General features: G+C 38.5%; 15 protein-coding genes and 1 tRNA gene. 6 read left to right on the plus strand and 10 right to left on the minus strand.

Annotation, left to right across the window (positions count from 1 at the left end):
* Nucleotides 1-18: 18 nt before the first annotated feature.
* The 10 genes from HWQ37_RS33280 to HWQ37_RS33325 form a co-directional block, all read right to left on the minus strand.
* Nucleotides 19-330, minus strand: coding sequence for a DUF6679 family protein (locus HWQ37_RS33280; RefSeq protein WP_012408115.1), 312 nt, complete (start codon nucleotides 328-330; stop codon nucleotides 19-21).
* 561 nt (nucleotides 331-891) lie between these two features.
* Nucleotides 892-1,110 carry a hypothetical protein gene (locus HWQ37_RS33285; protein WP_292755483.1) on the minus strand — a complete coding sequence of 73 codons (219 nt, stop codon included), beginning with the start codon at nucleotides 1,108-1,110 and terminating at the stop codon, nucleotides 892-894.
* Nucleotides 1,111-1,367: 257 nt separating this feature from the next.
* Entirely contained in the window at nucleotides 1,368-2,156 is a 789-nt protein-coding gene (locus HWQ37_RS33290; protein WP_292755485.1) for a Nif3-like dinuclear metal center hexameric protein, read from the minus strand.
* Between the two features lie 31 nt (nucleotides 2,157-2,187).
* Nucleotides 2,188-2,937: a hypothetical protein gene (locus HWQ37_RS33295; RefSeq protein WP_292755487.1), complete on the minus strand. Its 750-nt coding sequence runs from the start codon at nucleotides 2,935-2,937 to the stop codon at nucleotides 2,188-2,190.
* 291 nt (nucleotides 2,938-3,228) lie between these two features.
* On the minus strand, nucleotides 3,229-3,642 hold the full coding sequence (locus tag HWQ37_RS33300) for a secondary thiamine-phosphate synthase enzyme YjbQ (RefSeq protein ID WP_292755489.1): 414 nt from the start codon (nucleotides 3,640-3,642) through the stop codon (nucleotides 3,229-3,231).
* Nucleotides 3,643-3,685: 43 nt separating this feature from the next.
* Nucleotides 3,686-3,910: a hypothetical protein gene (locus HWQ37_RS33305; RefSeq protein ID WP_292755491.1), complete on the minus strand. Its 225-nt coding sequence runs from the start codon at nucleotides 3,908-3,910 to the stop codon at nucleotides 3,686-3,688.
* A gap of 142 nt (nucleotides 3,911-4,052) precedes the next feature.
* Entirely contained in the window at nucleotides 4,053-5,135 is a 1,083-nt protein-coding gene (locus HWQ37_RS33310) for a glycosyltransferase family protein (protein WP_292755493.1), read from the minus strand.
* A gap of 98 nt (nucleotides 5,136-5,233) precedes the next feature.
* Nucleotides 5,234-5,566 (minus strand): hypothetical protein, encoded by a 333-nt coding sequence (locus HWQ37_RS33315; RefSeq protein WP_292755495.1) that lies wholly within the window; start codon nucleotides 5,564-5,566, stop codon nucleotides 5,234-5,236.
* A 69-nt stretch (nucleotides 5,567-5,635) separates the two neighbouring features.
* Nucleotides 5,636-6,823: an aminotransferase class V-fold PLP-dependent enzyme gene (locus HWQ37_RS33320; protein ID WP_292755496.1), complete on the minus strand. Its 1,188-nt coding sequence runs from the start codon at nucleotides 6,821-6,823 to the stop codon at nucleotides 5,636-5,638.
* A 90-nt stretch (nucleotides 6,824-6,913) separates the two neighbouring features.
* Complete coding sequence (locus HWQ37_RS33325) at nucleotides 6,914-7,366, minus strand: HIT family protein (protein WP_292755498.1); 453 nt, start codon at nucleotides 7,364-7,366, stop codon at nucleotides 6,914-6,916.
* 209 nt (nucleotides 7,367-7,575) lie between these two features.
* Between HWQ37_RS33325 and HWQ37_RS33330 the strand changes: the two genes are divergently transcribed.
* From HWQ37_RS33330 to HWQ37_RS33355, 6 genes are all read left to right on the plus strand, one after another.
* On the plus strand, nucleotides 7,576-9,036 hold the full coding sequence (locus HWQ37_RS33330; protein ID WP_292755500.1) for a TM0106 family RecB-like putative nuclease: 1,461 nt from the start codon (nucleotides 7,576-7,578) through the stop codon (nucleotides 9,034-9,036).
* 268 nt (nucleotides 9,037-9,304) lie between these two features.
* Nucleotides 9,305-10,489: an esterase-like activity of phytase family protein gene (locus tag HWQ37_RS33335; protein WP_292755502.1), complete on the plus strand. Its 1,185-nt coding sequence runs from the start codon at nucleotides 9,305-9,307 to the stop codon at nucleotides 10,487-10,489.
* A 303-nt stretch (nucleotides 10,490-10,792) separates the two neighbouring features.
* On the plus strand, nucleotides 10,793-12,415 hold the full coding sequence (locus tag HWQ37_RS33340; RefSeq protein ID WP_292755504.1) for a serine/threonine protein kinase: 1,623 nt from the start codon (nucleotides 10,793-10,795) through the stop codon (nucleotides 12,413-12,415).
* A gap of 101 nt (nucleotides 12,416-12,516) precedes the next feature.
* Nucleotides 12,517-14,034: a serine/threonine protein kinase gene (locus tag HWQ37_RS33345; RefSeq protein ID WP_292755506.1), complete on the plus strand. Its 1,518-nt coding sequence runs from the start codon at nucleotides 12,517-12,519 to the stop codon at nucleotides 14,032-14,034.
* Between the two features lie 110 nt (nucleotides 14,035-14,144).
* A tRNA-Asp gene (locus HWQ37_RS33350) sits at nucleotides 14,145-14,218 on the plus strand.
* Between the two features lie 158 nt (nucleotides 14,219-14,376).
* Nucleotides 14,377-14,865, plus strand: coding sequence for a hypothetical protein (locus tag HWQ37_RS33355; protein ID WP_292755508.1), 489 nt, complete (start codon nucleotides 14,377-14,379; stop codon nucleotides 14,863-14,865).
* Nucleotides 14,866-14,935 lie beyond the last annotated feature (70 nt).

Consider the following 14,935-nt stretch of genomic DNA (forward strand, 5'->3'; position numbering starts at 1 on the left):
GCACTCAGCACTAATTATTTATTCTGGATTCGAGTCAGTGTAACGGTTGTGGATACGCTCTGCTTCGGGACAATCTTCAGTCATCAGAGGTTCGACATTACCGCGTGGTACTGAAGCCAATTTTTGCGTTACAGCACCAATGCTCTCGAGGCGAACCATTTCTTCCCAAGAACAAACTTCGTCCTCTTCTTCTGTTTCATAGCGTAGGGTCACTAAATCTCCCTCTATGTCTATGATGCGGGCGCGTTCAATCCAGCGTTGCTGGTCCCGCAAGAAAACACATACCTCGCGCCCATCGCAACACAGTTGATAAATCTTGCGGTGTAGCATGTACTGTTTCTGCCTTTTTAAACAACGTAGTTAAACCTGTCAAAATCTGGGTTCTACCCCATTACATTACACCTTTAAGAGGTTAATTTCACTGTTCAAAATAAGTACGCTTCATAACCCAATCCCAAGATTTGCTTCTATTTGTCAAAATATCAGGATAGTGTTGGGTTATAAACCACCTACTCTAGCAATGAACTCAATCTCTCTCCGGCTCATTCTAGGGAATGTCTGCTTCTATAGAAGTCAAACAATTCAGTACCTGTCCTTACCAGGTTCATATTTGTTGGTGAGTCATTCTTACCATTATGTAATAAAGAATACTCCAAAACAATCGTTGATTGCGGTTGTTTAACTTGCCTACTTTTAATCATTGGCATTACTGGGAAGTCCGGGGACTTGGCTTTACTTTTACCCACTTGTATCTGATCTTAACTCATTCTCTTGCTGACCTTGATGTTTTTCAACCACAACACCCAAATAGTTTTGAGTTTTTCAGGTTTTTTTCTGAAAAAAGGGAAGAGGTAGAGGGAAAGACCATGAGAAAATTCTACTCTAGAAGTATCAGGAGGATTTATTTGGTAAAGGAAATTCTATAAGCACGTTCGAGGAGGATGCTTCTCGTTTAATTTTTCCGGCGCGAACTGCATCATATAGGGCTGCGAGTTCTGGCAAATCGTCTAACTGATAGCATTTAGTGGCTAGCACCTGCTGGAGTAAACCCTCAGATTCAACACTAAGATATCCAGTTTGGAAAGCAGATGCGATAATTGTGCGAATCATCTTAATTAGGGCAGAGTGAGCAAATTATTAGCTATAGTGTGGAACATTTTCTTCTGTTGCTAATTGATATGAAACATTAATACTATGTGATTACTATTACGTTTAACCAGTGATTTATATCACAATATGAGTTTTCGATACTCCGTTTTGTAATATACAGAGATAAAAGAGCATCGGAATTTTCAGCATCAAGGTTGAAAAACTAAATGTTTTAACAAAATTAGAATACAACAATTTTTTTCAACAAGCATCAACAATCAAGCAAAAAACTGCCGGAAATCTTCATCTTTTTGACTTAATTGTACCCAGTCTAAGTTTAATGACTGGAATTTTTGCACCAAGCGATCGCAAGCTGGACGTTCGGTAGCGTAATGTCCGGCATCGATTAAAATAAGGTTGCGATCGCGGCTTTCTTGAAACTGATGAAATTTACAGTCAGAAGTTAGGTAAGCTTGGGCAGCAGTTTTAGCGACGGCTGAAATGTAACTAGCCCCCGAACCACCCAAAACAGCAACTCGTGATATTGTTTGCTGTAAATCCGCAGTTGGGGAAAAAATCAAATTAGGGGGAGTAAGTCGGGTTTGAATGGTTGCGAGTAATTCTTGTAAGGTTAGAAATGGCTCTAGCGAACCAACACGACCATATCCTAATCCGGCTTGTGTAGGTACTATGGGAGTAACTTCTTTGAGTTCTAAAATTTGAGCTAAAACGTCAGCAGTCCCATCTTGCACTTGGTCAAAATTCGTATGAGCAGTGTAAACACCAATATTGTGGGTAAAGGCTAACCGTACCATTTCGGCGATCGCTTCACCAGTGCGTAAAGATTTGAGAGGATTAAAAATCAAGGGGTGATGGGCAAATATTAGATTAGCATTTTCTGCGATCGCTTCCTGCATTACCGCCAAAGTTGGTGTCAAACACACCAAAACCCGTGTTTTTTCCTGCAAAATTCCTGGTTCAATCTGCCAGCCACAATTATCCCAGCTTTCACACCAAGCAGGATTCGCCCATGCTTCAAACCAAGTAATTAAATCAGCAATTTTCATAATTATTTTCTTCAGCAATTTTAATTGCTAATCAGCGTCTCTGTGGTTGAATATTTAATTTTAATGCTAATTGCTGGCGCATTTCTTGGTAAGGTTTGTTCCATACAGGGCTAGCATTCCAGTCCCATGCCGCTACTGGAATAAGTTGTTCCTCGGCCAGATAAGTTAGCAAACGGTATTCATCTTCTGGTTCACGAGAAAAGGTGAAGGGGTTGCGGTAGCCCGTCTCACACAGTTTATAAGATACGACCTGACCATGCTTAATACGTTGTAAAAGTTCCTTGCCTTTAGCTAGTAAATAATCAAAAAAAACGAGACTAAAAGGTTCTACGTGCGCGCGATTTTGTGGCTCTTTTTGTACCCATCTTGCCCAGTCAAATCCATATATAAAATCATGCACATAACGGAAGCGTATTTCCGTTTTACTTCCGAACATCTCTGTCAAACAAACCATCTTTTCTCCAAAAACTTTTAAGAAAGGAATAGCGCCCTCATCTGCGGTTAAAGCCTGTCTAAGCATACTACTTACCAGAAAATCAAAATCCCAGAAGATGTTTTCCGGGAAGTTTTGCAATTGAGTACTGACTATGCTTTCGAGAGTTTGTTGAAGGGTTGTGATAATTTCAATGTCAGTGGTTTCTTCCCTAATCAAATTTCCCAATTCTGCAAAACTGGTAATTAATGTTTTTTGAGGACTAAGTGACAATAATTTAGCAGACTGCTGGGCAAGGATTTCATCAATAACTTGAAAAGTATTAGTTGGTGTTAGTTCTTGCTTCATAGTAATAGAAATGGCCCAGACAGCTTACACTAAACATTAGTGTACATCGACATAAATAGATTATTAAATAATCACAAATAAACTTAACTTTTGAGTTTACAAATTTTCATGAATTATTTAATGTATATCTGGTTAATTTGGCATTAAGACTTTTGATGAGAAAGGTATCACGGCGAAATTTATTGACTGCATATCACCGCAAGTCTGGGAGATTATACCCAAAAGGTAGGCGATATAACGAGAGTTTTTAAACTCCACAAAACTATACCCTAAATAAAACTTGAGAATCGGCTATCCAGAGATGTGAATAACCAATTCTCTAGAATGACTGCGTTGGCGGTGTTCCCAAATATAAATTCCCTGCCAAGTTCCCAGTACTAAGTGGCCGCGATTAATGGGGATATGTTCAGAAGTGTGAGTGAGTGCAGTACGGATATGTGCTGGCATATCATCTGAACCTTCTGCATCATGAATGTATTTGCCTGATTCTGGCACGAGTTTCGCCATAAAATTAGCTAGATCCACAAGAACATCAGGATCGGCATTTTCTTGGATAACTAAACTGGCTGAAGTATGGCGCAAAAATAAAGTACAAAGACCAGTTTCAACTCCCGATTCGGCAACTGCGGCTGCAATTTGTGTAGTGATGTTGTAAAAAGATTTGCCAGTGGTGGAAATTTTTAGTAACTTTTGGTAGTGAGTCATTTAAAACAGTAATTATTGATGAGAGTAAAAGCTAATTAGGAGTTCAATCTGCTTGTTTTGCTTGTTGTTCTGCTGATGGTTGATCGTTAGATTGAGTATGTTTTCTCGTAAAGAGGCTTAACACCGCATTTACAGACTCTTTGACAAAATTGGGGATGATAGGTGTATTAGGCAGATTGTGAGATAAAGCTGTAATATTTACTGGATCTGGCTCTGGCAGATGTAAACTCTTTTTAGCGGATGTTGTATCGTTTTGGTTGGTATTCATAGTTTTTGTAGCTCAGGAATGAAATAAACTGTTACTTGATGTAAAAATGCAACAAAGGCGATTCCAGCAGTCAGGCTAATTCTAAAGTTTCTTTATCTATGCTTGAAGATTCCATTATTAATTGATGTTACTTTGAATAACTTTATTTTGTCTGTAAATAATTGATCACAGCTTTAGCGATCGCTTCATTACCATCCTTAGCAATTGGTTGAGATTGCTTTGGTGGTTGGGGTAACTCATGCAGAAAATTCCAAGTTCCTTGAAAAAACTCAAATGGGGTGATAATTTGATGCTGATTATAATTAGTTATGCCTTCTACTATAAAAGTTGCTTCGGCAAAGTCTTGACGCGGTATAGTGACAATTGGTAATCCTAATATTGTGGCTTCAGAAAAAGTGCCGTAACCAGGTTTAGAGACGACTCGCCCACAAATAGGCATAAAATCTACAGGGCGGTATTTGCGGTCATTAATTTTCACTAAATTAGGTAAATCAGGGGCAGATTGATCGAATACGATAAATTGCCAATCTGGAAATCGCGCCAGGTTATCATAAGGAATTTGCTGTAAACCCAAGCCGCCAAAGGTCAACAAAATAGTTTTTTCGACTGGTACAGTTATTCCCCAAAGAGAGCATAAATCATCAGCAGAGTAACGGGGGGAACCGCCTGTTAAGCCCACATCTGTGATATGATTAAAAGCTGGCATTGGTTCGTGGAAAGGGAGACGAAACAAGCGATCGCACTTTGAATACCAATCACTAATCCAATCTGCAACTGGGGTAAATTCGCCTCCCCAATTCCGGTAGATAAAGTCCCAGCCAAAGTTACTCATCATCCAGCAAGGAATATTTGCAGCTTTGGCAAACCCAGGAGCAAGGAAGGGAATATCTGCCAAGATAAGATTAACGCGATTTTGGCGGATAAAATTCACTTCTGAGGTAATCAGCGAATTTTGATGCTTTTTAATATCGAGCAACTTTTCTAAAGTCGCTACTTTATCCATCGTCAAACTATCTGTTTGCACTACACCCAAATCAAATGCACGGGGACGATAGATAAAATCGCCTTCTATATAGCACTCTAGCAGCCAGCGTGGGGCAGTACTCACCACAATTAGCAGAACTTCTGGACATAATTTTTGAATTGTTGCGGCTACAGATGCGGTGCGGGTAGCATGACCAAAGCCGTGGTTAGTTATGGCTAAGTATAAAATTGGGCGTTCCATTTTTTAAGTTAGGAGTTAGTAGTTATCTAATCACTGCTTTAAGTTATGCAAAGCAGCGCAATTAAGTATTTTAGGATTTTCTAGAGATTTAGATATGCTCACCAATTTTTTTCCAGCTTAAAGCTTCCATACAAAATAGTAATATCAAAAATATCTGTATGAAAGAGTGCAGGATGAGAGTAATTTTCTTTACCTAATAAAAAATCAAATATATCTGCTTCTGCGTCACAGGCATCTTCGGGAAAGAGCAAATTCCATTTTATTTCCCGACAATCGTAAAAAACAAAACGATAGGGCAAACGCTCATCAGGTTCGTATACACAATCAATATATACTTCTTTACCCCACAACACGACTTGCACGTTCGTAATCAAAGAAGTAGAATTTCCTAAACCGAGTAAAGCGAAGTCATCGATAATGTAACTCTTCATTTGACATATTTAATATAGGGAATTAAAATAATAATTCCCAGAGAGACAACTTATTATAACTCCTAATTTTTAACTATTTTTGCAAAAGCTTTGAATCGCCTCAACTAATAAGTCGATTTCCGATTCTAAAGTAAAGTAATGAACGGTGGCGCGTATACAGCTAGGATCGGCAATTGTCCGAGTTAATATTCTTTGTGATTCTAAAAATTGCACTAATTTGAGATTAGCTTGGGGCTGACTATTTGTAAGTTGGAAGGAGACTATACCGCTTTCAGGTGGGGAAGTTCGCAAACATTTAATATTGGATAATGCTGTTAATTGTCGCCAGAGGTACTCACTGTTATGGCAAATTTGTTCGTAACGTTCCTGTGATGTTCCCCATTGCTGATGAATTGCGATCGCTTCCTTTAACCCAAGATACAACGGATAAGCTAATGTAGACACTTCGTATCGTCGCCCATCTGGAAGCCAATCCACAGGCTGAGATTGACTATCTACAACAATGCCATTCAAGCCAATAAACGTAGGTTTCAGGCTTTCTCGTGCTTCTGGGCGGACATACAAGCCACCAGCACCGGCAGGGCCACATAACCATTTGTGACCAGTAAAAGCATAAAAATCTACTCCCAATTCAGTTAAATTTAAAGGCAATAAACCAGCAGATTGGGCAGCATCTATCAGTAAAAAAGAATGATTATTTCTGCATACTTCGGCAATTTTATCAAGAGGTAAAACTTGACCAGTATTCCAGAAAACATGACTCAATATCACAAGACGGGTATTGGGGCGTAAGTGCTGGGCAATAATTTTTACAGGATCGCCCTCATTTAAAGTCGCTTTTAGGGGACAAGTGGTAACTTCCACTGCGAACCTGCGCGAGATTTCTTGAGATGTAGCAATTACGCCGGGATGTTCGCAGTCTGATAGCAGCAGATGGTCGCCAGCCCGCCATTCGATGCCCCACATGGCGATATTACAGCCAACAGTGACATTTTGGGTGAGAGTAATTGTTTCAAATGGTGCATGAAACTCAGAAGCGATCGCAACTCTAGCAGCTTGAGTCTGAGGCGCTATCCAGCTATACGCCTCATTGCCAAAGGGGCCTATTTCCTGAACATAAGCTTGAGTTTGAGCGATCGCATCCATTGCCCTTTGGGGCATCGGCCCTTGTCCCCCATAATTAAAATAAGTCTTGTTTGCTAAAGCGGGAAATTGCTCTCGATGCAGCTTGATTGGTGATGCAGAAATACTAGTCATAATTCACAAGGGATATTGATATTCAGAAGTATTTGTACTTTGTGGTGAGAGTAAGGAAATTAATTTAAGCCCTCGCTGCTAAATTTCATCTCAAATCAGTAACGATAAATGCTTTTTGACTTTATGTGCTAAATTCTGGGCTGTTTGAGAAGTAATCAAATGGTGTTTGAACTCTGATACATGATGCCACGGATTAACCTTGCCATCTGGATCGGACTCGTAACGGGGGAAGAGATGCCAATGAATATGTGGATCGCTATTTCCATAACAGGCATAATTCATTTTCCACGGATTAAAAGCGTTAACAATAGCTTTTCCTGCCAGCATCACCTCTTGAAATAGGGCGGATTGGATGGGTAGGGGAAGTTCATGCAACTCTCTAATATGTTTTTTCAGAAGGATGAGGGAGTATCCGCGATGAAATTGATGATCGCCAATCACAAAGATTGAATGCTCGAATTCGTGGATAAAGTAGGGATTCTGACCGTTTCTCCAGAGTGTGACACGCTCACAGATGAGACACGGCTCATGTTGTTTTATCATGTACCCTTGTAATAATGGACAAACTGTGGTTGAGCACTCTCTCTCAGTTGTAATTTGGGAGAAAAGCAAACGTTTATGCTGTTTACGCTAATAGCTAGCTGTTGACAGTATAAAATAAACAGCAAATTAAGCGTGGACGCGATGCCACTTCCAGACTTTAATTGTCAGAGTTACTCCCAGAGTGTGCTAATTCTTGTTAACTTAAAAGGATGCTAATTAATGCTGAACTCCTACTGCAATACCAACGTTGTAAACGCCGACCTTTTCTAGATATCCACGGTGACAAAAGGCAGCGCGATGCTCCTAATGAGTTGCTACGGAAACTGCAACAGGATAAAATCGCTCATCAGTTGAGTGCTTTAGCACACAGGACTTATCACCAACCAGATTATTCTTATGGAAACTGGGAAAAGGGAGAGAAAGCAACTTTAGAATTGATGCAGCGTGGGGTTGAGTACATCTATAAAGGAGTGCTGTTAACAACTTATTCGGAAGCCGACACCCTCCTAAGTCGTCCAGATTTACTCGTGAAACAACCGGGACAATCAAATTTTGGAGATTGGATCTACGTCCCGGCTAGTATTGAACTGGGTAAGCGCCCAAAGCAAGAATATCAGGTTGTCGCTGCATTTCATGCTCAAGTGTTGGCAATAGTGCAGGGAGTTCCACCTGAAACAGCTTCACTCATATTGCGAAGCAAAAATACAAGTTATGCAGTGGATCTGTTTAAATGGATGCCACGAATGCAGCAGATTCTGGAGGAATTTATTCAAGTTTTAGAGTTACCGAATCCGCCAGAGGTGTTTATTTCTCGGCAAAAGTGTAATTTTTGCCATTGGTATAGTGAATGTTATGCGATCGCACAATCTGAAAAACATCTTTCATTATTACCAGGTGTAACACCCATTCGCTACACTCAACTTCAAGCCTTAGACATTATCACACTAGAATCTCTCGCTAACACTAGTCCCGGCAACTTAGAAAACCTACTTGGTTTTGACAGCGAAGTAGCGCCCAAATTGGTAGTACAAGCTCAATCCGCATTAGAAAAACGACCGTTAATCTTACCTTACCCGCTACCGACAAAAGATATTACATTCACAGCGCCTATAGAGCTTTATTTTGATATTGAGGCCCAGCCAGACTTAGATTTAGATTATCTTTTAGGGGTTTTAGTCGTTGATAGACAAGCTAATACAGAACAGTTTTATTCCTTTTTAGCAGACAAACCAGAAGACGAAGAATTAGTTTGGCAGCAATTTTTAGATTTGGTTTGGCAATATCCCGAAGCGCCAATTTATCATTTTTGTGTTTACGAGTTTGATACAGTCAAACGGTTGGCAAAACTTTATGGCACTCCAAACTCCTTAGTGCGTCCCGTACTGAATCGATTTGTGGATGTGTATGAACAATTAACCCAAAGTGTAGCATTGCCCGTAGAAAGTTATGCCTTGAAAGCGATCGCTCGTTGGATGGGATTTGAATGGCGTGATAAAGACGCTAGTGGTGCTAAGTGTATTTACTGGTACGATCAATGGTTAGAAACAGGCGATCGCACCTTACTAGAAATAATCCAACGTTACAATGAAGATGACTGCCGCGCCACCCTCAAAGTCAAAGATTGGCTTGTCAACTTTTTCCAAAATGAATATGATTTACGACTAGCTTAAGTAATTTCCTATGTTCTAAAGCTTTTCAAATTAAAAATTAATTAAAGCCTGATTTTATAAAAGTTATCAGGCTGATATCTGTCATCTAACATTGTTTTTTCATTGGTATTATTTATAGGGACGCACAATTGGGCATTTGTAACGCAATGCAAACCATCATGTAGAGACGGCGATTTATCGCGTCTTCAAAGACCAATTATCTACACCAACAACCCTTAACTGAACCATATTGGTTTATAACGCATATTTATTTAACAAAAAAGAATCTATGCAGCTAATTAAAAAAATCTTCGTATTCCCACGAATTCTTTACTTTTTAATCCCGATTTTAATTATTAGCTTCATATTCACAAACTTACCGTCAAATGGCGTTGAAGTTAGTAACATAGAATTTATTGGAGAAGCTACCTTACCAAACGGTCTAATCTTTCAAAAAACCGAAGTTGGAGGTTTATCGGGAATTACATATAATGCCAAAAATAACCTTTATTACGCTATCTCCGACGATCGCGGACAAAAAGCTGCTGCTCGTTTCTACACCTTAAAAATCGACTTGAGTAAAGGTTCATTACAAAAAGGTGGAATTATGCCAGTCAGCGTTACCACATTATTAAATGAAAATGGTCAAACATTTCGCCCTGGTGAAACTGATACAGAAGGTATTGCATTAACCAATAAAGCAAGTGTATTTATTTCTTCTGAAGGCGACGCTGCAAAATTAATTAATCCTTTTATTAAAGAATTCTCGCTATCTTCTGGCAAAGAAATTGTTACACTCCCCATCCCAAACAAATTTTTGCCAGATAAAACTAGTCAACAAGGTATCCGTAACAATTTGGCTTTTGAAAGCCTCACAATTACACCTGATAAAAAGCATCTATTCACAGCCACCGAAAATGCTCTAATTCAAGATGGTGTCGCAGCTAAACCTAATATCAGTAGTCCTTGCCGAATTTTGCAATACAACTTGCTCAACAACCAGCCAGAAAAGGAATTTCTTTACCAAACTGAACCAGTTACACCATTTTTGAATCTGATTGGCAAATTCGCTAGTGGATTACCTGATTTACTTGCTCTCGATAATCAAGGACACTTCTTAAGTTTAGAACGGTCTTTTACTGGTTTAGGATTTGCTATTTCTCTGTTTCAGGTTTCTTTAGAAGAAGCCGATGATATTCATAATATTGATAGCCTTTTAGCAGTTAATCTCAAAAATATTAAACCAGTTAAGAAAAAACTGCTGTTAGATTTGAGAAAACTAGATGTACTCCTAGACAACATCGAAGGCTTAACTCTTGGCCCAAAACTACCCGATGGTCAGCAATCATTAATTCTCGTCAGTGATAACAATTTTAACTCACTACAACGCACCCAGATACTAGCCTTTAAAATTAAAATTGAAACTCCGCTAATTAGATTATTACGTCGTTTACTCCCAAATCTTAATCTTTAACTATATAGAGGTCAAAGTACGATGCGGCTTGACCTCTATATAGTTATTTCGGATTATTCCTGTGTATTCACTGAATATACTAGGTAACTTTATCTAGCTTATTTATAGTTTACGTGTAATTTCTCAACCGTAATCCTTAATAAATATGTTACACAATGTTTAGTAGTTTTTGCAGACAGCTTAAGTATATTTATAGCATATAATTAAATTTCTCAAAATTTGGATATTTTTTAGATTTAAATTTAATAATTAGCTAGACTTATTAAAGTATTTTGCCAATAACATTTTTTATAAATGATTTTTATGCCAGAAAATAAAATTGAGAGTATGGTAGGGCAAAAAGCAGAATTAGACGATTACATCGGACAATTTTTAAACAATCGCTATTTAATCAGAGATTTGATTGGCAAAGGGGGTATGGGTAGAGTTTATCTAGCGGAAGATACTGCTAAAGGTGGTATGCCGATCGCAGTGAAAATCCTATCACTTAGTTTGGCAAACCAACAAATGTCCCAACGCTTTGCCAGAGAGATTTTTATTGGCGCTCAATTGGGTCGGAAAAGTAAACATATTGTTCGCATTTTAAGTTATGGCGTTACTGAAGATAAAACTCCATTTTATGTAATGGAATACCTGCAAGGAAAAAATCTCAAACAAATTCTAAAAATTCAGCCCTTAACAATATCGAAGTTTTTAGAGATTTGTTATCAAATTTGTTTAGGCTTACAATGTGCTCATCAAGGTATCAGCCTTAAAGGAGAGATTTATCCGATTGTTCATAGAGATATTAAACCAGAAAATATATTTCTTACTGAAGATAGTAAAAAAGGAGAAATTGTTAAAATCCTAGATTTTGGTATTGCCAAGTTTTTAACAGAGCGAAGTGGGATGACCTTAACAGACTCTTTTATTGGCAGTTTACCTTACTGTTCTCCAGAACACATGGAAGGGCGCAAACTACTAGATGTCCGCTCTGATATTTACAGTTTGGGAGTACTAATGTTTGAGATGCTGACAGGGAAACATCCATTTAAAACAAAAAGTAACTCCTTTGGTACTTGGTATCAAGCCCATCGCTTTCAAATGCCACCGACAGTTGAAGAAGTAAATCCAGAAGTTAAAATCCCGGAAATATTAGAAAAAATATTGATGAGTTGTTTAGCTAAAGAAGTAAGCGATCGCCCTCAAAATATCAGCCAAATATTAGAAGGTTTAGAAAAAGTTAATGCTCAACTTAATGATGCTATTCCTAGCAGTAGCACTGACGTTATTAAAATTTCGTTTCCAGTTCAATTAGTACCCGCAACTTTATTATCAGAAAAAGAGTGTTTACAGAAAAATTGGCCTAAAAATAAACCAATTGCGTCCATTGGATTTCCCCATTTACTACAAACTCCTCAAAGACCTATACCAACTTTTTGGGCAATGTTACCCAAACAAGAGATTGCAAAATTTTTGGATAAAATACATGGTACTGAATTTATTAGCAAAATGAGTGTATACCCGATGCTGCTATGGGTAACAGTACTATATGATGCCCAACCTTCTACGACTAAATGGCTACCTTATTTTCTGGATCTAAAAGATAATAAAGGGAAAAATGTAGCACGTAGTTTAGCAGAAGTAGGCTACTATCATCTGCTATTTTTCCCCCTAGAAGATCCAACTCATTGCTCTCATGTCACAACTTTAAACCTCACAGCTCAACAGCGCCAACAACTTGTAGATTGGTTAGATATGAGTCAGCAGTCAAATGAACTAATTTTACCTAATCAAGCTAAAAATATTCTCAAAACAGAGTACGAAAAGCTGAAGTTAGACATCTTACGAAACTTAGCTATACATCAAAAAGCTGATAAAGAAGGTTTAAAAAATTGGATGAATAAATTCTTGGAGATGTTTTTGAAAATCCTAATACATCCTTGAAAGTCCGCTATCAAAATCAAAAGGCTTGCCACCATTCCCGAATAATATTTTTATGTATTTATTGCTAACTTTAAATGGACTCAGTATTACAAGTGAACAAAGTGAATCAGAGCTTATTTACATCTTCAAGTAGTACGGGCTTCCTTGCCAATCGTTATCAACTCAAACAATTAATTGGTAGCGGTGGCATGGGTGAAGTTTTTTTAGCAAATGATGTTTTGTTAGGAGGTATACCAGTTGCGATTAAGTTTTTGACTCAAAGTGTTGTTAATGCCAAGATGCAACAAGACTTTGCTCGTGAAGCTTTAATGAGTGCAGCCTTGAGTCAAAAGAGCGTACATATAGTGCGGGCGTATGATTATGGTGTGAATGAGAAAGGAAAACCATACTACGTCATGGAATATCTAAGTGGCAAGAGTTTAAAGGATTTAATTCCGTTACCTTTGCCGATGTTTTTGACTCTCTCTCGCCAAATTTGTTTGGGCTTACAGTGTGCCCATCAAGGTATTAACATTGATGGTAAAATTTGTCCTTTGGTTCATCGAGATATCAAACCTGCCAATATATTAGTTATTCCCGATCCAATATTGGGTCAGTTAGTTAAAATTCTCGATTTTGGTATTGCTAGATTTTTGAATTATGCATCAACAGCTAGTACAAGTAGCGGATTTAATGGCACTTTACCCTACTGTTCTCCAGAACAGTTAGATGGGGAAAAACTAGATAGTCGCTCTGATATTTATAGCCTGGGTGTGATGATGTTTGAAATGCTGACAGGCAAAAAACCTTGGGAAACAGAAACTGATTACTTTGGCGCTTGGTATAAAGCACATCATTTTGAAGCACCAAAAACGATCGCAGATGTTAAACCCAGTCTGAAAATACCTCAAAAGCTAAATAGTTTAATTATGGCTTGTCTGGCTAAAAAAGCAAGCGATCGCCCCCAAAATATCGCTGAAATTTTACAAGTTTTAGACAGTGTAGAACAGCCTGATTTACCTACAAACTTAGCCTCAAACTCCATTCTTAGCCGTCCCTTAAATTCTGCATCACCAATCACACTCGAACAAAGCTATCGACAACTTTTGTGGCCCGAAAATAAACCAATTCAAGAAATTGTTTTTCCCCAGCTTCTAGACACCCCACAAGGAGCGATAACAGCGATATGGTTAATGTTGTCTAAACAAGAAATCAAAAACTATGCAGTTTCTACCCGTTACAACCAGTTTGTCTTTGTGACATCCCCTCACCCAATGCTGTTGTGGGTAACTGTACTCTACAATCGGCAATTCGTTCCTAAGTGGCTACCGTGCTACTTAGATATGCAAAATCCCCAAAATCTTAGTATGGTAAGTCTCCTAGCTGAAAATGAACAATATCCTTTGATTTTCTTTACCCTGGAAGCACCACATTCCTGTATCAAGGTTCTCAGCAGCCGCATTGAGCCAACTCAGCGACAAATGTTGAAAACCTGGGTGCAACAGAGTCATAGTCTACCACCCGCTTGTCAACCTCAATTGAGCAAACAGCTATTGAAGCAGCAGTATAAACAAATGCAAGCCAGAATACTGCAACATCTGGAATCAGAGCCACAGGTCGTATTATCACGGTCTGTTTAACGAACAATTCGCACCTCAAAGAGACGGAATAAAAATAATTCCTAATTCCCAACTCCAAAACACTTGACAATTAGAAAAAAAATAGTGATAATAGCAAAGTTGCCAAACAAGGGACTGTAGTTCAATTGGTTAGAGCACCGCCCTGTCACGGCGGAAGTTGCGGGTTCGAGCCCCGTCAGTCCCGTTCTAAATTTATGAGTAGCGAATTACTAAACTTAGTTGATCTTGGATTTTGAATTCCCCAAAGAGGTTGACTCAGGATTTAGGGTTGACAACTGTTGCTAGAATATATAGATTTACCTAGAATTAACAGAGAAATAACCACATTGAAAGGTCGAATCAATGTCTACTACTACCTATTGCAAAGGATTGCCCACACCAAAGTCAGAGATGAACGCAGTTGGGCAAACTGAGCTTGAAATGTTCCTAGAATCGTATGCACCGATTTTTCGCAGTGCAGCAATTGAAACAGTTAATCATTTGCTTTTTGGCGATGATTTTAATAAATCTCAATGGAACACGCATTTACAATTAAGTTATGGCATCAATAAGCGACATGCTAATGGTGTAATCAGTTTTGCCAAGGGGAGAGTAGATGCTGCCAAAAGTCATCGGGAACTGCATATCAAAACTATTACAGGTAAGATAAAATCAATTGAGAAATGGCTAAAATCATCTGAACGTAAATTAAAATTAGCCAGGAAGTTTTACGCGAAAAAGAACTGGCAGTATTCTAAAACAGGATGTAACTTTCCTTTATCTTGCTCATTAAAATACCGTGATACTAACTGGAGTAATTTCGGTTCTACCGATCCCCTTATGAATATTTAACACTAAAGTGCCAGGATAATAGGCATCTTAATCGAAAATTTGCAAAATTGCGAAAGCCATATCCTAACCT

It is taken from the genome of Nostoc sp. NMS4, assembly GCF_017115095.1.
In the GTDB taxonomy this organism is placed as follows: Bacteria; Cyanobacteriota; Cyanobacteriia; order Cyanobacteriales; family Nostocaceae; genus Nostoc.

Coding starts and splice junctions, on each gene's coding strand:
- HWQ37_RS33340 (WP_292755504.1), top strand. CDS start 10,793: ATGCCAGAAAATAAAATTGAGAGTATGGTAGGGCAAAAAGCAGAATTA.
- HWQ37_RS33295 (WP_292755487.1), bottom strand. CDS start 2,937: ATGAAGCAAGAACTAACACCAACTAATACTTTTCAAGTTATTGATGAA.
- HWQ37_RS33310 (WP_292755493.1), bottom strand. CDS start 5,135: ATGGAACGCCCAATTTTATACTTAGCCATAACTAACCACGGCTTTGGT.
- HWQ37_RS33315 (WP_292755495.1), bottom strand. CDS start 5,566: ATGAAGAGTTACATTATCGATGACTTCGCTTTACTCGGTTTAGGAAAT.
- HWQ37_RS33305 (WP_292755491.1), bottom strand. CDS start 3,910: ATGAATACCAACCAAAACGATACAACATCCGCTAAAAAGAGTTTACAT.
- HWQ37_RS33325 (WP_292755498.1), bottom strand. CDS start 7,366: ATGATAAAACAACATGAGCCGTGTCTCATCTGTGAGCGTGTCACACTC.
- HWQ37_RS33355 (WP_292755508.1), top strand. CDS start 14,377: ATGTCTACTACTACCTATTGCAAAGGATTGCCCACACCAAAGTCAGAG.
- HWQ37_RS33330 (WP_292755500.1), top strand. CDS start 7,576: ATGCTAATTAATGCTGAACTCCTACTGCAATACCAACGTTGTAAACGC.
- HWQ37_RS33290 (WP_292755485.1), bottom strand. CDS start 2,156: ATGAAAATTGCTGATTTAATTACTTGGTTTGAAGCATGGGCGAATCCT.
- HWQ37_RS33285 (WP_292755483.1), bottom strand. CDS start 1,110: ATGATTCGCACAATTATCGCATCTGCTTTCCAAACTGGATATCTTAGT.
- HWQ37_RS33335 (WP_292755502.1), top strand. CDS start 9,305: ATGCAGCTAATTAAAAAAATCTTCGTATTCCCACGAATTCTTTACTTT.
- HWQ37_RS33280 (WP_012408115.1), bottom strand. CDS start 330: ATGCTACACCGCAAGATTTATCAACTGTGTTGCGATGGGCGCGAGGTA.
- HWQ37_RS33300 (WP_292755489.1), bottom strand. CDS start 3,642: ATGACTCACTACCAAAAGTTACTAAAAATTTCCACCACTGGCAAATCT.
- HWQ37_RS33320 (WP_292755496.1), bottom strand. CDS start 6,823: ATGACTAGTATTTCTGCATCACCAATCAAGCTGCATCGAGAGCAATTT.